Origin of the sequence: Effusibacillus lacus, from assembly GCF_002335525.1 — a bacterium.
GTDB classification, from domain to species: domain Bacteria; phylum Bacillota; class Bacilli; order Tumebacillales; family Effusibacillaceae; genus Effusibacillus; species Effusibacillus lacus.
In genome coordinates this window covers 66,914-89,790 of the sequence record NZ_BDUF01000057.1, presented here as the reverse complement: position 1 = coordinate 89,790, position 22,877 = coordinate 66,914, and the positions used below count along the sequence as shown (strand labels likewise).

Here is a 22,877-nt window from a genome sequence, read left to right as displayed (position 1 = left end):
CAGAAGGAACCGCAGAAGAAGGAACCGCAGAAGAAGGAACCGCAGAAGAAGGAACCGCAGAAGAAGGAACCGCAGAAGAAGGAACCGCAGAAGAAGGAACCGAAGCGCCGGCTGGCAGCGAGCAAGATGCGCATGAAGATGGAAAGACCGACTACTCTGTGTTCGATAAGTTAATCGGATATTATCAGCAGCTGGTTTCCGGCTTTCAATCTTTCGTAAGCCTATTGAAATAAGAGTTTCACCCGTTTCTCCCCTCTTAAAGAACCCGCATCTTAGTGCGGGTTCTTTTATTTCCCAAATTGCCAGAAAAACTGCCTTCGGAGGAGGATTCCGAAATTATACGGACGAAAGCACATTTTTTCCGTTGTAATCGGTACTTCCGAAAAGGTCTGCGGGATCAGAATGTGCTAGCATAGGAGTACTCTTAAGAAACGACTCCCATGTTGGTTTCAAGGAGGGACCTTATGCTTCATACCAAAGTATTGTTAGCGGATGACGATAGGAATGTAAGGGAAATTATTCGATTGTACTTCAACAAACAACAGATTGAGCTTCTGGAAGCGGACAATGGATATGCTGCATTGGAAATAGCCAGAAATGATTCTCCCCACGTTGTAATCCTGGATGTCATGATGCCGGGAATGGATGGATTTGAAGTTTGCAAAGAAATACGCAAGGAATCGGACGTTCCCATTATCATGTTGACCGCCAAGGAAGAGGAATTTGACAGAGTCTTGGGGTTGGAACTGGGCGCCGATGATTATATGACGAAACCGTTCAGCCCAAGAGAGCTTGTTGCCCGTATGAAAGCCATTTTTAGACGACTGCATCCGAGGGAGGTCGAAGAAACCAGTACCTGTTTGTCCTTCAAAGATCTCAAGATTGACAGGACCCGACGCGAAGTTACGGTAAAAGGGGAAATAATTTCATTTCGTCCGAAGGAATTTGATCTGCTGGTTCAAATGGCAAAATCCCCCGGCAGTGTATTTACAAGGGAGCAGTTGTTGGAACAAATTTGGGGGTACTCTTTTTTCGGCGATATAAGAACAGTGGACGTCCATATCAAAAAGATCAGGCAAAGGCTCTCCAACCTGGATTACGATCCTGTTCAGACGGTCTGGGGTGTCGGCTACAAGTTTGAGGCACAACCATGATTGGCTGGTTGACCAAGAGCCTTTTTCGGCGGCTTCTGTTCAGTTATCTGATTACGGTTCTTCTGGGTGTGGGAGTTGTAGGGTTCTTTGTGTCATTTTTCAATAAAGAACATATCTATGAAACCGCCCAGCGGGAACTGCTCCGAAAAGCGAAAAACGTGAATTTGGCCATTCAGGAAGTGCCTGCAATTACCGAAAAAGAATTGGATATTTTGGCATTTCTTGATCAGTCATTTGATGCTCGCATCTGGGTGTTTGACCGGGAAGGGAAAATTACGGCCACTTCTTTAAAAGACGAAGTATTTATCGGGAAATCAGTCGCTTCTTCAATTGTTGACAAGGTGCTGCAGGGGAATGAAGTCATCAACGAGTTGGAGTTTAAGGGACTTACGAAACCCATGTTATCGGTGGTGGTTCCCTGGGGAAAAAAAGATCAGGTTTATGGCGGGATTGTGCTGCATGCCCCAATCGAAGGCATCGATCGAACCCTGGGGTACCTGAGGGAGACCGTTTTGTGGGCTACTTTGATCGGGATTCTGATTTCCACCGCCATGGTATCCTATCTTTCCTGGTCGATCGCGCGTCCTTTGCGAAAAATTGACAAGACAGCAATGGAGATAGGAAGCGGCAACTACAGTCAACGGGTTCATGTGGAAAGTACGGACGAGATTGGAGACCTTGCCCAAACCATAAACAAATTGGCAGAAAAACTCGAGCAAGTGGAGTTGGATCGACTGAAGGCCGAATCGGTCAGAAGCGACTTTCTGGCGAATGTATCCCACGAACTGAGGACGCCGCTGACCGCCATGCAAGGATTTCTGGAAGCGCTGCAGGACGGTCTGGTAGAGGAAGAAGCCAGACAAAAATACTACCTGGTCATGTATCAGGAGACACTGCATATGAGCCGTTTAGTCGATGATCTGATGGATCTGGTCAAGCTGGAAAACGGGGAGGTTACTTTGTTTAAGACCCCGGTTGATATCGGCGAGATCTTGCATAAGGTGGCATTTGCCTTCCGGCAGGAAGCGGAAGGGAAAAATACGTCGATCACGGTAGAGGTTGCGAATGACCTGCCGAAAGCACATGCGGACAAGCATCGAGCAACCCAAATCGTAAAAAACTTGGTCAAGAATGCTGTTAAATTTACTGAGAACGGAAAAATAAGGATTTCGGCTGTTAAAGAAAACGGGTATATTCACCTGAAAGTATCTGACACAGGGATTGGAATTGCCGAAGAGGACATAGGCCGTATTTGGGAACGTTTCTTTAAAGGCGATCGCGTCCGTTCCAGAACGAATACGGGAAGCGGGTTAGGGCTTTCCATCGTCAGGGAATTGGTCGGCTTGCATGATGGAAAAATCATCGTAAGCAGTGAGTTAGGAAAAGGAACGGAGTTTTCCGTTTGGCTGCCATCCATCGAAAGTTCGCAATCGGGATTGGGATCATAATTTTTTAACAAACAGACAACAAATGGCTCTCATTTCGCTAACAGAAAGGAAACTTTGGCCATGTACAGTAAAGACGTAGCCAAACATCAAAATTGTTGCGAAAGGGGAGTATCACCTATGAACAAAAAGGCAATATTGGCCCTCTCAGCCATCCTGGCGATGGGAGTCCTGGCAGGCTGCTCGGACGGAGGAACGGGTTCCAAGGATACTACCGGTGGACAACAACAAAAAATGGACGGTACTAACAGCGGTTCGACAACTGGAGGAGGCAGCGGTTCTTCATCTGACAGTTCTACTACGACTGGAGGCAGCGGCTCTTCGTCTGGCAGTTCCACTAAGACTGGGGGAAGCAGTTCTTCATCCGACAGCTCTCCCTCGATTGGAGGAAGCGGCTCCTCCAGCGAGGGGGGTACCAAAAAACCTTAGGTAATCATCGCTTCCAATCGGTAGGCGGACAAATTCAGGAACCCCTGGCGACCGGCGCTTTGAAGTGGGAGGAGTAGGATATGAACAGGGAGGTGCCTTACGGCGCCTCTTTTTTGTATTTATTTGGAAAAAGGAAAATCTTTGATTATTTGCAACCTTTTCCGCTTTGACTCGAACCAAGTTCGTCGGCTCAGCTTGCGGATCAAGTGGAGAAACCGTGATCCATCCATTGCCTTTGTCTGTAATGCGCACCTTTGGATTTTGGGGAAGGCCAGCATTAAGACGTTCCAAACCTTCTTTCATGGCTTGTTTTAGTTTAGAGATAAAAGTTTCTGCATCTAGGGGATGGTTTAACGCCTTATAGTTCTCTTCCTGGTGTTCTTCAAAGTCAACCGGAAGATCCTCATCCGGATTTCGATACTGGTTAGCGCCAACTACCCATATTGTTCTGTCACTGGGAAGTAATGAAGGCCCGTGTTGGCGTATCTTATGATTAACTCGAGCGCATCGATCACCGGACGGTGAACCTCGTTATTGGAGCGAAAATCGAGGATGCTTAAAATTTCGGGAACCATCCGGCGATAATGACTACCATAGGAAGTTCGAATGATTGTATGAATTTTTTCGCGATACGCCGGATCGGTGTGTTTGAATTCCTTAACCAAGTCCTTCAGGGTTTGCTCATTGACCACAGGATAGATTACTTCCTGGACCACTCCCTCTGGGTTGTCAATTGCTGCTTGGGCTAGGTTAAACAAAATGCATACTTATTGCTGACCCTCCGTAAATCGTTCAAAATTTCTTTTTCGACTTTGCGTTCGGCACGTACGTTAATTCGATGAATAATTTGAATCAGCAGTTCGATAAGATTATCTGTTATCTCTAGGCTCTGGAGCCAAAAGAAGGATAATAACAAAGTGTAACGAATCGGATCGGGATGTCGACGCAGTTCTCGCAAATCCTCGGTGGAAACACGCTGCCGTTACTTTTTCAACACCTTATGAGGAATATCCTTAAACAAATCATCCGGAAGCTCCAAGTTGCGAATGGTTCGCAAGCTTGTTAACTTCTTTCAAGACGCTCTCCAACCCCGGGCGACCAGGATCTGCTTTTAGTTCATGAAAAGAAAGCTGGCCGTAATCTTCACCAGTTGGTTCGTCTTGCTCAGCATCCAGATATGTAATGCTGTCCACTAGAGTCCAATTTTGTCAAAGACGACTCAAGCAATTTTTGAAATGTGGATTGAAAAAACTGTTCTTCATAGGAATGGATAGCGGAACGAATCAGCCGTTCGATTCGATCCTGTGAAGGTGGTACAATCTTCAATTCCCGGAATCGTCGGTAAACAGTTTCTTGAAGGTGTTCGAATTCGTGATCGTGATAAAGGACGTTCTTGCAAAGCCAATCGATCATGTCCTGAGCGTCCTGGATGGTGTCCTCTCGGAATCCGAAATATTCCCGAATCTGTGTGCGGTGATATGTAATGGAACGACCGGTCCAATCGTATTGAGCGTATAATGAGGGATCTTGGAAGAGCTGTTTAGCGATATAAGCAATCACAGCTTTTGGAACTTCATATTTTTGTGTTGGAAACCTCGCTTCATACTGGAAAAACTTAAGTAGTACCGCAAAGCCGATCTTAGTTTCACCTGTTTTGTTTTCGATTAGCTTCATTTCGTTTGGTAGTATTGTAAAATGTTCAATCAGTTCGTCCAGTTCCCAATTTCGTTTCATAAGATCCCCTTCAAAATAAAGTTCCTAAAATGGTGAGAATCGGAACATAGTAGTTGAAGCTACTATTTATTACCATATAGCATCCAAATACATCGAAGTTCCATTTACAAAAATTTTGTCGGAACTTTATATTAGGTACCACTTTTGTTTAACGATATTGGAAGTTGAGAACTCAGATTTGTATTGCGTTCACTTTGGGTCAAATATAAAATGTAACTATTGTTACATTTTATGTCGTCGATAGAGGAGGAACTATTATGAGTGAACCAATTAAAAAGTCTGATACCGCTGTACAGCTTCAAGATGCAACGTATTCTCTTTGGCAACTTGTTCTTTACTTTTTAAAGCTTGGAACCATTGGGTTCGGGGGACCTGTTGCTCTCGTGGGTTACATGTTTCGGGATCTCGTGGAAAAGCGTCGCTGGATATCCGAATCCGATTACAAAGACGGTCTTGCTTTATCCCAGCTTGCTCCGGGTCCTTTAGCGGCACAATTGGGATTTTATCTCGGATACGTTCATTACAGCGTTCTTGGGGCTACTCTCGTGGGGATTGCATTCGTTCTACCTTCATTCTTAATGGTCGTGGCTTTAGGATGGGCTTACGCCGCATTTGGCGGTTTGACTTGGATGCAAGCCGTGTTCTACGCTGTCGGGGCGAGCGTCATCGGGATTATCGCTTTTAGCGCGTACAAACTCACATCGAAAACGATCGGCAAGGATTGGCTGCTTTGGGCAATTTTTTTGGTGGTAGCTGTTTATACGGTTGTTACCGAAACAGAGGAAGTGATCATGTTTTTGGCAGCCGGAATCTTATATTGGCTGGTAAAGGCTCCGCCCAAAGGTTTAAAATGGAGAAACATGGGATTTATCGGTCTTGCCGAACCCGCGAAAAACGCGTTGGGTGCTGTTCAAGCAACGGACTCGGGAACTCTTTGGAACATCTTCACTTTCTTCACAAAAGCGGGAGCTTTCGTTTTTGGAAGTGGTCTCGCAATCGTTCCCTTCCTTTTCTCCGGAGTGGTCAAAGAATACCAGTGGTTGACGGACCATCAGTTCCTCGACGCGGTGGCGGTCGCAATGATCACACCGGGACCGGTCGTGATAACGACCGGATTTATCGGGTATCTGGTGGCTGGATTCCCGGGAGCGAGTATCGCGGCGCTCGCGACGTTCCTGCCGGCTTATTTGCTAACCATTATTCCTGCGCCTTTCTTTAAAAAGTACGGAAAACGTCCAGGAATCAACGCTTTCGTAACGGGCGTGACAGCGGCTGCTACGGGAGCGATAACGGGAGCTGTGATTGTGCTTGGCAAACGGTCTCTTGTGGATGTCCCAACCGTATCGTTCGCTTTGGCAACACTGTTGCTGCTTTGGAAGAGTAAAAAAGTTTCGGAACCCATAATCGTTCTGGCGGCGTCAATCATAGGTCTAATCGTCTATCCAATTACCCATTAAAAAGCGGGGAGGGGTTCCCTTGCAGACTTGGATGTCGCTTTTCTACAAACTCCCGCCCGAGCCGACGTCGAAACGGGTGTATGTCTGGCGGAAACTCAAACGACTCGGCGCGATTTTGCTGCACGACGCGGTTTGGATCCTGCCATCGACGCCCCGAACCTTGGAACAGTTTCAATGGTTGGCGGCGGAGATCGCGGAAATGGGCGGGGAGGCTTATTTAACGGAATCCCGGTTTGTGTTGACGGGGCAGGAAGAGGCGCTGAAAAAACAGTTTATCGAGCAGGTCGATAAGGTTTACGCCGAAATCTTGGGTGAACTCGAGAGAGAGGACGCGGACCTCACATCGCTTTCGAAACGGTATCAGCAGGTTCGAACACAAAATTATTTCCAATCGGATCTAGATAAAAAAGTTCGGGAGGCGTTACTATCCGAAAAAGGAGGGATTGAATCGTGAAGTGGGTTACGTGGGAAAACGTTGGGGTTGACCGAATGGCATGCGCATGGTTGATTAAACAGTATATCGACCCGGAAGCCGAGTTTTTGTTCGTTCCGACGGGGCAGAAGCCCCTGCCCGAAGGGGCGGAACCGTTCGACATTCCGGGAGTTCGTTTTACGCACAGGCGAGGGCATTGCACGTTTCACACGATGCTTCGGGAGTTTGACTTGAAAGACCCGATTCTTCATCGAATTGCCCGGATTGTCGACGAGGCGGACACAGTCCAGGATATCGCCTTAGAGCCTGCGGCGCCGGGACTTGACCTGATTTGCCGAGGGATTCGTTCGACTTGCCCCGACGACCATACGGTGCTTGAACGGGGCAGCATCATATACGAGGCTCTTTACGCGCAACTTGCCAAAGAGCCTATTTAATAAGGGGGCACTAAAATGCGTTGGGTAACCCGAAAGAACGCTAATGTTGATCGGATCAAAGGAGAATAACGCGAATATTTCAATGAAAATGGTTTAAGGGAATGGCTTCGGCTATTTCCTTTTTTGTTGTTTAGACGTTGAATAATCCCCCGATTGCCGGTTCTCCTGTACGTAGGAAAAATCCACTTTCTTTATTGAAGACATTGGAAAGCGTACGAATTTGTTGGCGGTACTTGATTTACAATAATTACCATGCGTTTGCGGTTGGTGTCATCGACGCTGGTACTACCCCAAGAGGCAATGCCTTATATGGTATAAGAAGTAGTGAAGTCCAACTTTCAAGGAGGCGGATCAAATGAAAAAAGCCCCCAATTTGGTTGTGGTTATTAAATACGGTTAGATAAGTTTATTTTCAATATCCTCTAATTGCTTCAAACATTGTTTGTAACTTTTTTCGTTAAAAGGTATGCACTGATAACGTGATTGATGACTTATAAATTCTAAACGCATATATATCTTACCTATCGGTTTAAGTTCAGATACCATTGCAATATATTTTTTCCTCTGGTCGTGATTTTCAGACGATTTGTTTAACTTCGAAACAATTATGTATTCGACTAAATGAACCGCAGCATAAAATGTGATAGTTACCATCCAATCCCACGGGGGAGGTGATAAAGTAGCTAGGTTACCAAGAAGAGCGCGGTTTCGCTTATATTGGTCGAAATGATCGCTTGCAGTAGCCATCCCCTTTGTGCCCCCTACTCTAACATTCAACCGCCCCTTCAGGTAATCTGCTAGGAGAAAAATAATCAACGAAAAGTGGACGAATTTCAAAGGAGTAATTCGGATTTTCTTCAAAAAGATCCCAGTAAATATCAGCAAAATAAAACGTAGTCTCGGGTTCGTCATCATTTGTTACAACAACAAAGTAGTCCTTGCCACCAGAATGATAGTGGTACATAGAAACCACCTTATCATCATCCCGCAGTCTTTTAACAATGCGAGCTTGATTGTTATTCCAGACTTTCACCCGAACATCACCGCCCACGGATACTCTTTTTTTATCAGGTATACGTGATCCAGTATGTACATATTCTATTGAATCCATACTAAATTCTTTGGTAGCAGCTACTTCTACAACATCCAAATGACCATCTCTCCTAACTCCAACCACCTGTGCGTTTAAATTTATTGCTGCCTTAACCCAATCTTTTGGATTGGGGCCTATAGGTTGGGTTTTTATTATCTGCTCTTTAGATGTTGTCATTTTTTCACCTACTCCCCGTAATTCGCTAATATCCACTTAGCCATGTTTACGGCTTGTTCTTTTGACATCGTAACCGTGCATTTTCGTTCTCGGTGAATATCCACTCTATCACTTGGTCGATTATACTCGGTTTGTTCCGTTTCTTCGTAATAAATCTTTTCTGTCACCATAAAAGGTTCGATGTATTCTTCGTAAAAATCTATTACGATCTCTGATTGAGGGGTATGTTGAACAAAAGACAAATTTGCAAAAACTCTTAAATATTTGTCACTATCTTTGTTGTGATAGACAATTCTATAATTATGAGACACATAAATCCCCCCCACTCAATAACTTGGAGACTTGTCCTTATTTTGTAAGTTGATTATACGCATACTTTTTAATAAACAGCAAGTTCCAATTAAGCTATTAATTAATTCGTTAGAAGTAGGTCTTATGCCTTCAAGCGAAACCCGGACCAAGCCGGGGTTTCGTCTTTCTTCGGATTCGTAAACGCCGTCCATACAGCAAGCCGATGGTAACTAACAAGGAAGTTCCCGAACTTCCCCTAAGACCCCGTGCTCTGATACTGCCGGATTCCCCAGCGCCACATCCATAGCGCCAACAGGCTGAGGATTACGGCCACAAGGGGCGAAGAGTAGGCCAGAATCGGGGAATCCCCCGCCTTGTCCCATTTGCCCAGCAGCAGCAGGCTTGGGTAGTAGTTCATGAAGGCAAAGGGCAGGATGAACGTCACGATTGCTTTCACGCCCCGGTTAAACATATCCAGCGGGTATTGCTGCACCAGATTGAAGCTGAACTGGGTGGCCGCGTTTACAATCGCCCGGGAGCGGGATGTTTTAAAAGCGATGGCCGACATCATCAGAATCAGGGAGACCTCAACTGCAGTGGAAGCCGGTACAATCAGCGCAAACCACCCCCACACGGCGGGAGACCAGTCCAGACCCAGGTTCTGATAAGCAAGCGTCAACATCGTGGAAGACAGGATCAGGTCTCCGACCCCCATGTAATGCACTTCCCGCCCCAGGAACTGGAGCAGCGGGGAGGCGGGGCGCGTCAGGAACCCGTCAAAGGTGCCCTGCACGATATAATCATCCAGGAACGTAATCTGCCGGAAAAAAATCGCCCGGAAACTATGGCCGAGCAGCCACAGGTTATACAGGAACACGATCTCCCAGAAGGTCCACCCGTTCAAGTTTTCAAACCGCTGCAGCAGAACCCATGTTGTCCCCAGAGTAGCTCCGTTAAGTACGAATACGCCCAGAATCCCCATCAAAAAATCGGCCCGGTACTGCAAGCGGGACAGGATGGAAGCCCGGATCATGGTCAGATAAACGCGAAATGCATGCATTTGATTATCCCCCCTGTACCACAAGCTGCCGGTGAACTTTTGTCCATAAAAGCCTTACGATGGCATAGAGAACGACACTCCAAACGGCTTGCTGAAGCACTGCCTGCCACACGGCATCACCGCCAAGCTTCCCGACATAGATGGAAAGCGGCGTGTAGAAAATGGCTTGAAACGGAAGCCACAGAATGATCTTCTGCATCCATTCCGGATACAGCCAGAGGGGGATCAACTGCCCAGACAAGAATCGGAACATGGCCCAGTAGACAAAGAAGAACCCGACCAGGTCCATGGTTTTGAAAGAAATAAAACCAAACAGGAAGTTGCAGAAGAACAGGATCAGCCAGGAAAAAACAAGACTCAGCAAAAACCAGCCAAACTGACCGATGCTGCCTGGTTCCGTCAGATCAAACAGCAGGTAGGCGGCAACGGTTGGCGGAATTACGTAAAACACGATGCGCGCCATGGTTTCGCCCGAGAAGCGAAGCAGCATGTGAGAAGGGAAATCCACCGGACGCAGCAGGTCGTTGGTGATCATCCCGGTCTTGATCTGATTGGCAAGGTACTGGTGCGGTCCGATCTCGGTTGTCAGAATCCGGTCGAGGATCATCCCCATCACCGCGTAGGTAATCATGGCTTCCAGTGTGACGGACCCAAAGATGTGCGGCGCTTGCCCGTACAGGACACGCCAGAGGGTCATAACAACAAAGACCTGAACGAACAGGGCAAACATCTCCGACCAGAAGTTGAGCCGGTAAGCGGACAAATTGAGAAACCCCTGTCGGCTAAACATCCAGAAGAGCTGCATGCTGCGCCTCCTTCTTCCGTTCCAGTCCCGCTTCGTAGATTTGGCGGACGACCGATTCGATTTCCGGTTCTTCCACCGTCAGATCCCGAATCCGGTGCGTGCGTGCCAATTCCAGCATGAGCTGGGAGGCAGAGATTTGCTCTTTGTCAAAAGACAGCCAGATGCGGCTCCCTTCCTGCCGCACAAGGCTGGCGTAAGGCAGATCCAGGCCCACGGGATCAAACTCGTCCTCCAATTCAATCACCAGGGTGCGCTGGCTGCCGAAACTATTTTTCAACTTGTCTATGGAACCGTCATAGAGAATCTGGCCGTCATCGATGATCATGACCCGCTGGCAGAGCTTTTCGATGTCGGTCATGTCATGGGTGGTGAGCAGCACCGTGACTTTCCGCTCCCGATTGATCTCCCGGATAAAGGTGCGGAGTTTTTCTTTTGCCAGAACATCAACGCCGATGGTGGGTTCGTCCAGGAAGAGAATCTCCGGGTCATGCAGCAGCGCCGCTGCCAGGTCGGCCCGCATCCGCTGCCCCAGGGACAACTGCCGGACAGGCGTATTCTCAAATTCGTGCAGATCCAGCAGTTCCCGGAACAGATCCAGGTTCCGCTTATAGGTTTCATTGGGGATCCGGTACATGGTCTTGAGCACCCGGAAGCTTTCGATGGCCGGAATGTCCCACCAGAGCTGCGTCTTCTGGCCGAACACAACCCCTATGTTTTGGGCATGTTCTTTCCGTTGGGCATGCGGTACAAGCCCTGCTACCCGGACTTCACCCGCTGTGGGGACGAGAATCCCCGTCAGCATCTTGATGGATGTGGACTTGCCGGCCCCGTTGGGACCGATGTAGCCCACCAGCTCCCCTTTGTCGACCTGAAAACTGATATTGTTTACGGCTGTGTGAACGGAATACTCGGTATTCCACAGGTTCCGGATGGAGGCAAAGGGGCCTTTTTTCGGAATCAGCCGTTTGAATTCTTTACGTAATTGGGACACCTTGATGATTGGCATGGATTCACCACCTTCAAAGCTTTCTGTCAGAACGATTCTATCATAGTCAACGGGATTTTGTACGTGTTTGGGAACACATTACCGGGATGGGTATAATTGGGATGAACCGGAGAGGTGTGGGGAACAATCGGAATGACCCGTATGGGAATCCCGGTAAGGAGGGCATGCGATGGGAGACTTGTACGTTCATGTGGGAGGCACGATCACCGGGCATGATGTCAAGCGGTTGGCTCGCATTCTGCCGGAGATTGACCGAAACGAAGAGCTTGCCATTGTAATGGAAGCATCCGACTCCATCCAGGCGGACGCGTTGACGGAACTGCTGGATCGGGAAGGATTCGACCATTATCCGAAGGGTGGGCATCACGACGGGTTCGCCATTGTTGCCCGACGGAAACACTAACCCATACGGGCCAGCCCGGCATCTCTCGGTGCCGGGCATCCCATCAACCTGTTCACTCGGGTATTCCGGAAAACAGGTCAGCGACCGTTTTCGGGTTCTGGGGAAGTCCCGCTTGGTCATGCCGGTTGGGAACGCCCAGCCGGTGGGCCAGTTCCTCGCCCATTTCCTCCATCTGTTTCCGACCCAGCTGCTCCAGTGCTTTTCTCCGGATTTGAAAGCGTTGGCCGGTTCGTATGAACTTGTCTGGTCTTCTTCCATTCGTTTTTATCCTAATCCCTCCCTGCCGGTTTTCACCTAGTGTTTGCCAAAATCGGCAGGGTTAGGCAATTGTCGGGATGCCTAAGATTTCAACCGTTCCAGGATGGATCGGTCGGGAGTCACATAAAGGGTTTTCTGCGCTTCATACAGCACCATGCCCGGCTTGGCACCGTTTGGCTTCCATACATGTTTGATGAGGGTATAGTCTACGGGAACATGACTTGACTCCCGGGCTTTCGAGAAGTAGGCCGCCAGTTGGGCCGCTTCCAGCAGGGTGGTTTCGGGTACTTCCTTCGATCTGATGACCACGTGGGAGCCCGGAATGTCTTTCGTGTGAAGCCAGGTATCGGCAGAATGGGCCAGCTTCATCGTGAGATAGTCGTTCTGTTTGTTGTTTTTGCCCACGAAGATGTCGATGCCATCGCTGGAGCGAAACCGTTCCGGTTGGATGGCGGCCTGTTTTTTCCTGTGTCCGCCCGGTTTCTTGGTCGGCTTGAGAATGCCTTCCTGTTCCAGTTCCTCCCGGATCTCCTCCAGATCCGAAAGATCTGCCGTTGAAATCATCTGCAGCACGCTTTCCAGGTAGACGATCCGGTCTTCTGTTTGCCGGATCTGTTCCTCAAGGATGGGGACCGATTTTTTCACCTTGTTGTATTTCTTGAAGTAGGCTTGGGCGTTCTCCTGGGGAGACAGCTGGGGATCGAGCGGAATTGCAATCTCGGGCATGTCCTCTTCGTAAAAATTGATCACCCGCGCTTCCGTCTGCCCCTTCTCCAATTGGTGCAAGCTGGCGGTAAGCAACTCTCCCCAAATCCTATACTTGTCCGCTTCGCTGGATTCCTCAATGTTTTCTTTAAACTTGGCGATCTTGTTCCGATCTTTCTCCAGCTCTGTCTCCAGAATCCGTTCGATGTCGCCCGCTTTCTGGCGCAGGGTGTCCCGCCAGGATTTCTCCTCGTAGAATTGCTCCATGCAAGCGGAGATGCTGCCCCATTGCTGTACGATTCCCGGGACATGGGCCAGTGGGATTGCCGAGAACGCTTTGGGCTTATCGCTTTGATCAAGGACCAGAGTCGGTGTGTATTTGCGCTGTTTCAGCGGTTCGATAAAGTGTTCAAAGATTTGCCACTCTTTGTGGGGTGCCGGGGCACTGCCATTGGCCGTTTCGGGTTCCGTCCGTTCAGCGTGGTCGGCCAGATCGTTCTGTTCCACCCGATAAGCAAGTTCACGCCCAATCAACGGAGATACGCCGCTGTATGTGTTGACCAGGAATTTCTCAAAGGGGCTGGGGTTCTCCTTACGTTTTGCAAGAAAGCCGGACTTGGTCTCCTGGAAGGGGGAGATTTTGTCCTGTTCCGGCGGTGCCACGTATTGGCGGCCCGGGAGGACTTCCCGGTGGCGGCTTGTCCCGAAGTTGACATGAACGATTCCGTCGAGGATTCGTTGTGTCTCGGGGTCGATCAGGATCATGTTCGAATGGCGGCCCATGATTTCGACCACCAGTTGTTTCTCCGTCACATCACCGAGTTCGTCCCGGTTCTCCACTTGAATTCGCAGGATTCGCTCGTTGTCAACCTGTTGAATGCCGGTGATCCGCCCGCCTTCAAAGTGCTTTCGAAGCAGCATGCAGAACATCGGCGGTTCGGCCGGGTTCTGTCCTTTGTACCGTTCTGTCAGGTATATGCGGGGGAAAGCCGGGTTTGCGGAGATGAGCAGCCGGTAATTTCGGCCCTGGTTCCGTACAATCAGCAGAAGGTCGCGAGGCAGCGGCTGGTAGATTTTGTCCACACGGCCGCCGACTATGGTTTGGTTCAGTTCGTGGGTCAAAGCCCTCAGCACAATTCCATCCAGCGCCATGGTTCCGCACCTCCTTCAGTCTCTCCCAAAGTATACGGGGAGGTTGGGGGTTCGTCAAACAGAACCTGGTAATGGAATTACATAGCAAAATAAAGAGCGCCATCCTCATGCTTCTTTCTGCAGAAGGATCGGCGCTCTTCAGCTTTCCGGTTGTTGACAATCTGTGTTTGAGGCTTCCGATTCCAGACATTGCGATGCAATGTTGGATCGAGGCTGCCTTCCCGAACTTTTTTCAAGCGGGACCGTTTTGCTTTTGACTTTGACAAGGTGAACACCTCTCAATATGATGGTAATGGGCCGGATAAAAGGTCCTCTTTTCAAGTGGTGGTAGGACTCTTTATAGGAGCCGGAGCTAGATGGAGTCGATCCTTTTTGATTATGTTAACAGACTCGAAATAGCCTCGCAACTCTTGAAATAGGTGATTTTCAAGCACTAATTTGCTGCTTTGAAATTAGGATTTCAAGAATAGGAGATTTTCGGGTACCTATTTGAGGGGTAGGTACTATCGGGGAGCATAAATGTGATCTAATAAGAACCTTGGAATCCCTTATTCGGAAAACAGTAGCCTATCGGCACGAAATAGAGGGTCTGTGGCCCGTTATTTTCCCATCGGGGATGATTAGCGGCACTGGGTGCCGTTATCTCCACAGCCGGGGATGATTAGCGGCACTGGGTGCCGTTATCCCGATAGCCGAGGATGATTAGCGGCACTGGGTGCCGTTATCTCCACAGCCGGGGATGATTAGCGGCACTAGGTGCCGTTATCTCCACAGCCGGGGATGATTAGCGGCACTGGGTGCCGTTATCTCCACAGCCGAGGGTGTTTAGCGGCACTGGGTATCGTTATCCCGATAGCCGGGGATGATTAGCGGCACTGGGTGCCGTTATCTCGACAGCCGGGATGAGTAGCGGCACCGGGTGCCGCTATCTCCTCAGCCGAGGATGATTTGATCGTTATATAACGAATTACTTTCCCTCGAAAAGCAAGTATGCTATAATGAAACCAGAACAAACGTTTGTGTCCAGGCACCACATTTAACCGGATTGGAGAGGTATTTGTGGAAGAAGTTTTGAAAGCAATTGCCAAGTTAAGTGACAAGCTCGAGGAAATGGACAACAAGATCAACGATTTGGACAGCAAGTTCAACGTATTGGACAACAAGTTTAACGTATTGAGCGACAAAGTTGACGACATGGGCAGAATTCTCGGCGACAGACTCTCTGCTGTTGAAAACCGATTGTCATCTCTTGAGTATAAGGTTGAGTCCTTAGAGGCCAAGGTTGATTCGGTTGATAGGCGTTTAACAGAAAAAATTGATCGTTTGTATGATCAGTTTGACTACATGAAAACGAAGATCTATGACCACGATTATGAAATCGCAAGATTGAAAGTTCGTTAAACTTACATCCCCGTTGCGTCAGAGTGACGGGGTTTCTGTATTATGGCGAGGAAATACATATTTTGGGAGGTAACCGATGAATTCATTGGAACAGAATCTGGAGAAATATGCTGAACTCATTGTCAAAACAGGAGTCAATATCCAAGAAGGGCAGACCCTGGTCATTAACGCGCCGCTTCCTTCTTTGGAACTCGTTCGCAAGATCGCAAAGAAAGCATACGAAGCCGGGGCCAAGAACGTTCACGTAGAATGGTCGGACGATGAGTTGACGAAAATCAAGTATCAACTCGCCCCTGATGAAGCGTTCAACGAGTTCCCGATGTGGAAAGCGCAAGGATATGAAGAGATGACGCTGCACGGGGCTGCTTTCCTGTCGATCTACGCCCCGAACCCGGATCTGCTTAAAGATGTTGACCCGAAGAGAGTTGCAACAGCCAGCAAGACAAGCGCAGCCGCTCTTCATAAGTATAGGAGTTACCTGATGGCGGACAAAACCCCTTGGTCCATTATTGCCGTCCCAACCTCCGAGTGGGCACAGAAAATTTTTCCCGATCTCTTGCAAGAAGAGGCCGCAGCAAAACTCTGGGACACCATCTTCTATGTCACCCGGGTCGATCAGGAAGACCCTGTCCAGGCATGGCGGGAACATAACGTCCGGTTGGCGCAAACGAAAGACTATTTGAACAAGAAACAATACAAGAGTCTTATCTTTGAAGCAACTGGCACAAACCTGACGATCGAGCTGCCGGAAAACCATTATTGGCAGGGCGGTTCCACCGTCAGTGAGAAAGGCATCCGGTTCAATCCCAACATCCCGACCGAAGAAGTGTTCACCATGCCCCATAAAGATGGTGTAAACGGGATTGTCCGAAGTACCAAGCCGCTCAATTACGGAGGGAAAATCATCGACCAGTTCTCACTCACCTTTAAGGATGGAAAAGTCGTTGATTTCAATGCGGAAACCGGCTATGAAACACTGGAACATTTGCTGGAGATGGATGAAGGAGCCAAGCGGTTGGGGGAGGTTGCCCTTGTTCCGTACCATTCTCCCATCTCGTTGACCAATTTGATTTTTTTCAACACTTTGTACGACGAGAATGCAGCAAGCCATCTGGCGCTGGGGGAAGCCTATCCGTTTAACTTGCAAGGCGGGACGGAGATGTCGAAAGAAGTACTTACGAGCCGGGGTGCAAACTCCAGTCTGGTTCATGTAGACTTCATGATTGGCTCTCCGGATATGAACATTGACGGGGTTACGAAAGACGGGAAGCGGGAGCCGATCTTCAGAAACGGGGATTGGGCGATTGGGACGTTGAGGTAGAAAGTTGCCATCTGGGTGTTCGAATAAGGACAAGCCGCTCCGCGCTGGACAGGTCATTTTCCCAGTAGGTCAAGCATAGACATGACTAGGGACAAACGATACGGCGAAGGGGTGGCGCTCGGTGCAAAAGACCAACTGGCATACGCTGGGCGTTCCGGAAAGTTTCCAGCTGTTGGAGACGACTGCGAACGGCCTTACATGGAAAGAAGCGGAACAGCGACGGCTGCGGTACGGAGAAAACCGTTTGTCCGAAGGGGAACAAGTCTCCCTCCTGTCTCTGTTTCTCAACCAATTCAGGGACTTTATGGTTCTTGTCCTGATGGCCGCAACTCTGATATCAGGGCTGCTTGGCGAATATACGGATGCCATTACAATTATTGCCATTATCTTTGTGAATGGGATTCTGGGATTCCTGCAGGAAGTCCGTGCGGAGAGATCCCTGGCTTCACTGAAACAACTGGCTGCCCCGACCGCCCACACGGTGCGTGACGGGAAGAAAGCGACAATTCCCGCTTCCGACCTTGTGCCTGGCGACATCGTTTATTTGGAGAGTGGAGACCGGGTCCCGGCAGACCTGAGATTGCTCAAGTGCCAGTCACTTGAGATTGAAGAATCCTCTCTCACCGGGGAGTCACTGCCGGTTGCCAAGACCAGCGAAGTAGTGGATGATCCGCATGCGGGTCTTGGGGATCGCCGCAATATGGCCTACATGGGAACGATGGTGACCCGTGGCAAGGGGATCGGGGTTGTGGTGGCAACCGGAATGGATACGGAGATGGGCTTGATTGCCGATCTGATCCAAACGGCCGAAGACACGGAGACCCCGCTGCAGCGGCGATTGGAACAGTTGGGCAAAATTCTTGTCTATGTGGCCCTTGCCATCACGGTTGTGGTGGTTGTTACCGGGATTCTGCACGGTCATGGCATTTATGAGATGTTCCTGGCCGGGGTATCCCTGGCGGTGGCCGCCATACCGGAGGGGCTGCCTGCCATTGTGACCATTGCGCTGGCCCTGGGCGTGCAGCGAATGATCAAACGCCGCGCGATTGTGCGAAAACTTCCCTCAGTCGAGACACTGGGGTGCGCCACCGTGATCTGCTCCGACAAAACCGGGACACTGACCCAGAACATGATGACTGTGCAGCAGGTGTGGGTGAACGGGCAATATTACGATATTACGGGCAACGGATTTGAACCGGAAGGGGAATTCCAACTCTCCGGCAAAAAAGTCGACCCCGGCAAACGTGCAGACCTGAAGCGTTTGCTTGAAATTGCGGTGTTATGCAATAATGCCGAACTGGTGAATGAAACCGGGGATCCCAGGCAGGAGGCGCGTTGGACCGTTTATGGGGATCCCACCGAAGGAGCCTTGTTGGTGCTGGCGGCGAAAGCAGGCTGCACACCCGAACAGATGGCCCGGATCGAAGAACGTCTGGATGAACTTCCCTTTGATTCCAATCGAAAAATGATGTCGGTTCTGACACGAAACCAGGCTGGCCAGATGCAGCTCCTGACAAAGGGAGCGCCGGATGTCCTGCTTGACCGGTGCAGCCACATGCTGATTGACGGAAAGGCCGTTCCAATGAGCGCTTCCTTGCGGAAAGCCGTCATGCAGGCAAATGAGTCCATGGCGGCTGGCGCTCTGCGAAACCTTGGAATTGCCTATCGGCCCATTACGGACCCGAAACAGATAAGTGTGGCAGACCCTGAAAAAGGCCTGGTGTTCCTTGGACTGCTGGGCATGATCGATCCACCGCGCCCCGAAGTGTATTCGGCCATTGCCAAATGCAAACGGGCAGGAATCAAGACAGTCATGATCACCGGCGACCATCAGGTGACAGCCGAGGCCATTGCACGCCAGATCGGTATTCTTCCCACTGGGGGTCAGGTGATCAACGGAAAGCAGTTGGAAGCCATGTCGGACCGGGAACTGACAGAACGGGTGGAAGACATCTATGTGTATGCCCGTGTGTCTCCGGAGCATAAGCTCCGGATTGTCAAAGCTCTCCAAAAAAACGGCCATGTGGTGGCAATGACCGGCGACGGTGTAAACGACGCCCCGGCGATCAAAACGGCCGATATCGGAATCTCCATGGGACGCAGCGGCACGGACGTGGCGAAAGAAGCGTCCGCACTGGTTCTGGCGGATGACAATTTTGCCACCATTGTGGCAGCCATCGAGGAAGGACGCGGCATCTATGATAACATCCGCAAGTTTGTCCGCTATCTTCTGGCATCCAACGTGGGGGAAATTCTCGTCATGTTCCTGGCCATGCTGGCAGGTCTTCCGTTACCGTTGCTGCCCATCCAGATTTTGTGGGTCAATCTGGTGACAGACGGTCTCCCGGCCATTGCTCTCGGGGTGGATCCGGCAGAGAGGAATATCATGCAGAAGCGCCCACGCAATGTGAAGGAAAGCATCTTTGCACGGGGCGTCGGTTGGAAAATCGTAACGCGCGGTGTGTTGATCGGGGTTTGCACTTTGGCTGTCTTCTGGCTGGCCTACTCGGAAGACCCGAGCCATCTGATTAAAGCTCAGACTATGGCCTTCGCAACATTGGTCATGGCGCAGTTAATTCAGGTGTTTGACTGCCGGAGCGTGGAAGGCGGGATCTTCTCCCGCAATATCTTCGAGAATCCCTGGTTGATCCTTTCGGTCATTGTGTCCGCGCTGCTCCTGGTCGGGGTGATTTACATCGAGGCCATGCAGCCGGTCTTCAAGACCGTTCCGCTCAACATTTGGGACTGGGTGATTGTTATGGTGGCGTCAGGAATCCCGACCTTCTCGCTGGCTGCGCGACGCACGGCCAACCGCATGGTGAAGCGTTCCCGTGTTGCTTACAACAGGTAATGTTTCAGAAAGGAAGAAAAAGAGCATCTTTCCTTGTCAGGGAAGGTGCTCTTTTCATATCGAAGACAAAACATCTTTATTACTACGGTACTTTGATGGAATTACTGCAGTACTTTGTTGGAATAAGGAAAAAGCCGTTTTGGCACAAATGGTACTTGTCGTCCCCTCTTTTCACAAATAACGGTTTATGGGAACCTTATTTCCCGGTTTTTCTGGTATATTTTTCATATAGCGGATTAAGAGGTATCTTTTTTTGAAGGTACAGTGCAAATATAGGCAAAACAGGGCAGTCAAAGAACAATAAGAGCTTACGAATCCGTTATAATGAATTTCCAAAAAGAAACTGAGCGAATAAAGGCATGAAAGTCCGTTATTTGATTCATAGAAAAATTTGTACGGGGCTGTCCATCAACTATACCGGTTTGTGATCAAAACCGGAAAAGAACTTATCAATAGTCTAAGGAGCTTATCACCAATTGTACTGGTGAGAGTCCTTTGCAAATCAGTCCCGGCGGAAGCCCCGATTATTCAAAAGAAAACCGCAGTTCTCCCGATGCCTCATCAAAATCGACCACCAGGTCCTGAACATTCAAATCCCAAAGGTCGTCCTCCATGTAGAAGGTCATGCCGTCTACCACGGTACTGATCCCGACAGCGTGCGGGGTATCTTTGGCCACGCCTAGAGAAAAACCGCTTTGTACGGTGCTGCACCCGCCGTAGCGGGCAAAGAATCTTATAGAATCCCCCGGTTGTGCATCCATTTCCTGCTTGAACCAATCGACGGCTCCCTTGGTAATTGATATATTCATATAAGGGCACCTCCTGATCAACATTGTACCCCGTCCAACAGAGATATTGTAAGAAAACATGAGTAAAACTTGTCTAAAAGCACCGATTTACAGTAAAATAGGATGAACGGAAAGAAGGGATACCCATTGATCAGAAGCATGACCGGATACGGTCGTGGAGAATCCGTTGCGGAAGGATACCGGGCGGTGGCGGAGCTGAAGGCTGTTAACCACCGGTATGCGGAGATCAATGTCCGCATGTCCCGGGATCTACTGGCGTTTGAGGAACTGGTTAAGAAACTGATAGCCGACAAGATCCGTCGGGGACGGATTGAAGTATACATAACACTTGAGCGGTTATCCGGAAACGTGCCGGCCATTGCGGTGAATCAGGAACTGGCTGTCGAATTGAAGGCAACCGCTGACAAACTGGCGCAAGAATTGGGAGTTGAATCGGATCTGACAATCGCACAACTTCTTCAAACAGAGGGAGTTGTGACAATTCGGGAAGCGGACACTGACCCCGAACTGGTCGAGCGTGTGCTTGCCGATGCGGTTTCGGAAGGTGTTGGAAATCTGCTTGCTATGAGAACCCGAGAGGGGGAGCAGTTGTCGACCTACTTCTTGAACCGCCTTGCCAAGCTTTCTGACCTGGCGGATCAGGTAACGGAACGTGCGCCTCAAGTTATAGAAGATTACAGGGAACGTCTTAAGAAACGATTGCAGGAATGGATTGACGGGCAAATTGAAATAGACGAGTCCCGTTTCCTGACGGAAGTTGCGCTGTTTGCAGAACGTGCCAACATTGATGAAGAGTTGGTGCGGCTGAAAAGCCACATCGGCCAGTTCCAAGCCACCCTGACATTGGCGGACCCAGTCGGCAGGAAACTGGATTTCCTGGTGCAGGAAATGAACCGCGAGGTGAATACCATAGGTTCCAAAGCCAACGATCTGGTGCTTTCCCGACTGGTCGTGGAAGCCAAGAGTCTGCTGGAGCAGATCCGGGAACAGGTGCAGAATGTTGAGTAGTGCAGATCGATGAATCGTGCAAAATGTTGTTAGAAATAAGGAGGAAATCCAGTGAGCATCAAATTGATCAACATCGGGTTTGGCAATATCGTGTCAGCAAACCGAATCATCTCCATCGTGTCGCCTGAGTCGGCACCCATCAAGCGTATTATCCAGGAAGCACGGGATCGCGGAATGCTGATTGACGCTACATACGGAAGAAGAACACGCGCGGTCATTATCACGGACAGTGACCATATCATACTGTCTGCCGTTCAGCCGGAGACGGTTGCCCACCGCCTGGTAGCCAAAGACAACACACAAGACGACGAAGAATAGGGGTATTTCCATGGTTCAGAAAGGGCTGCTGGTCGTTTTGTCCGGTCCATCCGGTGCAGGCAAAGGGACTGTGTGCAAAGCGTTGGCTCCGGTTATGCCGGACATGGGGTATTCTATTTCGTGCACTACGCGACAGCCGCGCGAAGGAGAAGTGGAAGGGGTCAACTACTTCTTCAAAACCAGAGAAGAATTCAAACGGATGATGGAACAGGACGAACTGTTGGAGTGGGCGGAGGTATACGGAAACTATTACGGCACACCGCTTCACTATGTGGAAGAACAAATTGCAATGGGCAAGAACGTTCTGCTTGAGATCGAAATGCAGGGCGCCATGCAGGTCAAGAAGAAATATCCGAACGGAGTGTTCATCTTCCTGATCCCTCCGTCGCTTGAAGAATTGAAGAAGCGAATCCTCGGAAGGGGCACCGAAACGGAAGAATCGTTCAATCTCCGGTTTGGAGCAGCCGCCGGGGAGATGAAATATATCAACGAATACGATTATGTCGTCGTGAATGATGAAGTGGAAAAAGCGGTTGACCGGATAAGGTCCATCATCACGGCCGAACTGTGTTCCGTCAAGAGGAACCGGGAATATTACAACAAGTTGATTCAGGAGGGACAAAAGAATGCTGTATCCTTCGATTGATGCTTTGATGGAAAAGGCGGACAGCAAATATTTTCTGGTGGTGGCGGCTGCAAAGCGGGCCCGTCAATTGCAGGAAGGCGCCGAACGCCGGGTACATGTCCATACCAACAAGCATGTGACGGTTGCTTTGAATGAGATTTTTCAAGACAAGGTCAGATACGTCCGAACCAAAGAAGGGATCAAATAAAGTGGAAACAACCTGACCGGGTTGTTTCTTTGTTTTGTTTTGATGAGACTGACCGGAAGGAGTGAACGGCGTGAAGGACAAAGTGATCCTGGTGGGGGTATCGGGCGGAATCGCTGCCTACAAAGCGGCCGGGCTTTGCTCCGCACTCGTCAAAGAGGGTGCGGAAGTCCATGTGATCATGACCGAATCGGCAATGAAATTTGTGACTCCGCTGACCTTTCAGAGTCTGGTGAAGAAGCCGGTTGTCACAGACATATTCACAGAACCGGATCCGGCAGAAATAAGCCATATTGCGCT

27 protein-coding genes are annotated in these 22,877 nt (G+C 49.5%); 16 read left to right on the top strand and 11 right to left on the bottom strand.

Going from position 1 to position 22,877, the window contains the following annotated elements; all coding sequences use genetic code 11:
• From EFBL_RS20555 to EFBL_RS20310, 4 genes are all read left to right on the top strand, one after another.
• Window positions 1-233, top strand: a 233-nt coding sequence (locus tag EFBL_RS20555) for a hypothetical protein (protein ID WP_216640721.1), incomplete at its 5' end; no start/stop codon positions are given.
• A gap of 231 nt (window positions 234-464) precedes the next feature.
• Window positions 465-1,154 carry a response regulator gene (locus tag EFBL_RS10960; protein ID WP_096182177.1) on the top strand — a complete coding sequence of 230 codons (690 nt, stop codon included), beginning with the start codon at window positions 465-467 and terminating at the stop codon, window positions 1,152-1,154.
• Window positions 1,151-2,602 carry a sensor histidine kinase gene (locus EFBL_RS10955; RefSeq protein WP_096182176.1) on the top strand — a complete coding sequence of 484 codons (1,452 nt, stop codon included), beginning with the start codon at window positions 1,151-1,153 and terminating at the stop codon, window positions 2,600-2,602. Before EFBL_RS10960 ends, EFBL_RS10955 begins: the two co-directional genes overlap by 4 nt.
• A 117-nt stretch (window positions 2,603-2,719) precedes the next feature.
• Window positions 2,720-3,028, top strand: a complete 309-nt coding sequence (locus EFBL_RS20310) for a hypothetical protein (protein ID WP_131927637.1) — start codon at window positions 2,720-2,722, stop codon at window positions 3,026-3,028.
• A gap of 434 nt (window positions 3,029-3,462) precedes the next feature.
• Here EFBL_RS20310 and EFBL_RS10950 read toward each other — a convergent pair whose 3' ends face one another.
• Complete coding sequence (locus EFBL_RS10950; RefSeq protein ID WP_216640720.1) at window positions 3,463-3,720, bottom strand: hypothetical protein; 258 nt, start codon at window positions 3,718-3,720, stop codon at window positions 3,463-3,465.
• Between the two features lie 472 nt (window positions 3,721-4,192).
• Complete coding sequence (locus EFBL_RS10945; protein WP_096182174.1) at window positions 4,193-4,762, bottom strand: DUF4158 domain-containing protein; 570 nt, start codon at window positions 4,760-4,762, stop codon at window positions 4,193-4,195.
• Window positions 4,763-5,019: 257 nt separating this feature from the next.
• Between EFBL_RS10945 and EFBL_RS10940 the strand changes: the two genes are divergently transcribed.
• Genes EFBL_RS10940 through EFBL_RS10930 form a run of 3 tightly spaced genes read left to right on the top strand, consistent with a single transcriptional unit; the run spans window position 5,020 to window position 7,089 of the window.
• Window positions 5,020-6,219: a chromate transporter gene (locus EFBL_RS10940; protein ID WP_096182173.1), complete on the top strand. Its 1,200-nt coding sequence runs from the start codon at window positions 5,020-5,022 to the stop codon at window positions 6,217-6,219.
• Between the two features lie 19 nt (window positions 6,220-6,238).
• Window positions 6,239-6,673, top strand: a complete 435-nt coding sequence (locus tag EFBL_RS10935) for a Chromate resistance protein ChrB (protein ID WP_096182172.1) — start codon at window positions 6,239-6,241, stop codon at window positions 6,671-6,673.
• Window positions 6,670-7,089 (top strand): chromate resistance protein ChrB domain-containing protein, encoded by a 420-nt coding sequence (locus tag EFBL_RS10930; protein WP_096182171.1) that lies wholly within the window; start codon window positions 6,670-6,672, stop codon window positions 7,087-7,089. The genes EFBL_RS10935 and EFBL_RS10930 overlap by 4 nt, the downstream gene beginning before the upstream one ends.
• A 396-nt stretch (window positions 7,090-7,485) precedes the next feature.
• Here the strand turns inward: EFBL_RS10930 and EFBL_RS10925 are convergent, their stop codons facing one another.
• From EFBL_RS10925 to EFBL_RS10900, 6 genes are all read right to left on the bottom strand, one after another.
• Window positions 7,486-7,836 (bottom strand): hypothetical protein, encoded by a 351-nt coding sequence (locus EFBL_RS10925; protein WP_096182170.1) that lies wholly within the window; start codon window positions 7,834-7,836, stop codon window positions 7,486-7,488.
• A gap of 19 nt (window positions 7,837-7,855) precedes the next feature.
• Window positions 7,856-8,359: a hypothetical protein gene (locus tag EFBL_RS10920; protein ID WP_096182169.1), complete on the bottom strand. Its 504-nt coding sequence runs from the start codon at window positions 8,357-8,359 to the stop codon at window positions 7,856-7,858.
• A gap of 8 nt (window positions 8,360-8,367) precedes the next feature.
• Complete coding sequence (locus tag EFBL_RS10915; protein WP_096182168.1) at window positions 8,368-8,670, bottom strand: hypothetical protein; 303 nt, start codon at window positions 8,668-8,670, stop codon at window positions 8,368-8,370.
• Between the two features lie 236 nt (window positions 8,671-8,906).
• The gene (locus EFBL_RS10910; protein ID WP_096182167.1) at window positions 8,907-9,710 is read right to left on the bottom strand and encodes an ABC transporter permease; all 804 of its coding nucleotides are present in this window, start codon (window positions 9,708-9,710) and stop codon (window positions 8,907-8,909) included.
• 4 nt (window positions 9,711-9,714) lie between these two features.
• The gene (locus EFBL_RS10905) at window positions 9,715-10,515 is read right to left on the bottom strand and encodes an ABC transporter permease (protein ID WP_096182166.1); all 801 of its coding nucleotides are present in this window, start codon (window positions 10,513-10,515) and stop codon (window positions 9,715-9,717) included.
• The gene (locus EFBL_RS10900) at window positions 10,493-11,521 is read right to left on the bottom strand and encodes an ABC transporter ATP-binding protein (protein ID WP_096182165.1); all 1,029 of its coding nucleotides are present in this window, start codon (window positions 11,519-11,521) and stop codon (window positions 10,493-10,495) included. Before EFBL_RS10900 ends, EFBL_RS10905 begins: the two co-directional genes overlap by 23 nt.
• A gap of 169 nt (window positions 11,522-11,690) precedes the next feature.
• On the opposite strand from EFBL_RS10900, the gene EFBL_RS10895 reads away from it, so the two are divergent.
• On the top strand, window positions 11,691-11,924 hold the full coding sequence (locus EFBL_RS10895) for a hypothetical protein (RefSeq protein ID WP_096182164.1): 234 nt from the start codon (window positions 11,691-11,693) through the stop codon (window positions 11,922-11,924).
• Window positions 11,925-12,263: 339 nt separating this feature from the next.
• Here EFBL_RS10895 and EFBL_RS10885 read toward each other — a convergent pair whose 3' ends face one another.
• Window positions 12,264-14,039, bottom strand: coding sequence for an Rqc2 family fibronectin-binding protein (locus EFBL_RS10885; RefSeq protein WP_096182162.1), 1,776 nt, complete (start codon window positions 14,037-14,039; stop codon window positions 12,264-12,266).
• A gap of 77 nt (window positions 14,040-14,116) precedes the next feature.
• Window positions 14,117-14,305 (bottom strand): ribosome rescue factor BrfA, encoded by a 189-nt coding sequence (gene brfA, locus EFBL_RS10880; protein WP_096182161.1) that lies wholly within the window; start codon window positions 14,303-14,305, stop codon window positions 14,117-14,119.
• Between the two features lie 793 nt (window positions 14,306-15,098).
• Between brfA and EFBL_RS10875 the strand changes: the two genes are divergently transcribed.
• From EFBL_RS10875 to EFBL_RS10865, 3 genes are all read left to right on the top strand, one after another.
• On the top strand, window positions 15,099-15,440 hold the full coding sequence (locus EFBL_RS10875) for a hypothetical protein (RefSeq protein WP_096182160.1): 342 nt from the start codon (window positions 15,099-15,101) through the stop codon (window positions 15,438-15,440).
• 76 nt (window positions 15,441-15,516) lie between these two features.
• Window positions 15,517-16,761, top strand: coding sequence for an aminopeptidase (locus EFBL_RS10870; RefSeq protein ID WP_096182159.1), 1,245 nt, complete (start codon window positions 15,517-15,519; stop codon window positions 16,759-16,761).
• A 121-nt stretch (window positions 16,762-16,882) separates the two neighbouring features.
• Window positions 16,883-19,612: a calcium-transporting P-type ATPase, PMR1-type gene (locus tag EFBL_RS10865; RefSeq protein WP_096182158.1), complete on the top strand. Its 2,730-nt coding sequence runs from the start codon at window positions 16,883-16,885 to the stop codon at window positions 19,610-19,612.
• Window positions 19,613-20,136: 524 nt separating this feature from the next.
• Here EFBL_RS10865 and EFBL_RS10855 read toward each other — a convergent pair.
• A complete protein-coding gene (locus tag EFBL_RS10855) occupies window positions 20,137-20,421 on the bottom strand; it encodes a HesB/YadR/YfhF family protein (protein WP_096182156.1) in 285 nt (94 codons plus the stop codon).
• Window positions 20,422-20,547: 126 nt separating this feature from the next.
• Here EFBL_RS10855 and EFBL_RS10850 point away from each other — a divergent pair, with 126 nt between their 5' ends.
• The 5 genes from EFBL_RS10850 to EFBL_RS21270 all read left to right on the top strand — a co-directional run.
• Window positions 20,548-21,429, top strand: a complete 882-nt coding sequence (locus EFBL_RS10850) for a YicC/YloC family endoribonuclease (RefSeq protein WP_165912443.1) — start codon at window positions 20,548-20,550, stop codon at window positions 21,427-21,429.
• Between the two features lie 51 nt (window positions 21,430-21,480).
• Entirely contained in the window at window positions 21,481-21,747 is a 267-nt protein-coding gene (gene remA, locus EFBL_RS10845) for an extracellular matrix/biofilm regulator RemA (RefSeq protein WP_096182154.1), read from the top strand.
• Between the two features lie 10 nt (window positions 21,748-21,757).
• A complete protein-coding gene (gene gmk, locus EFBL_RS10840) occupies window positions 21,758-22,393 on the top strand; it encodes a guanylate kinase (protein WP_172899687.1) in 636 nt (211 codons plus the stop codon).
• Window positions 22,374-22,580, top strand: a complete 207-nt coding sequence (gene rpoZ / locus EFBL_RS10835) for a DNA-directed RNA polymerase subunit omega (RefSeq protein WP_096182152.1) — start codon at window positions 22,374-22,376, stop codon at window positions 22,578-22,580. Before gmk ends, rpoZ begins: the two co-directional genes overlap by 20 nt.
• Window positions 22,581-22,650: 70 nt before the next feature.
• The coding region (locus EFBL_RS21270) for a flavoprotein (RefSeq protein ID WP_275539557.1) at window positions 22,651-22,877 on the top strand (227 nt) is incomplete at its 3' end.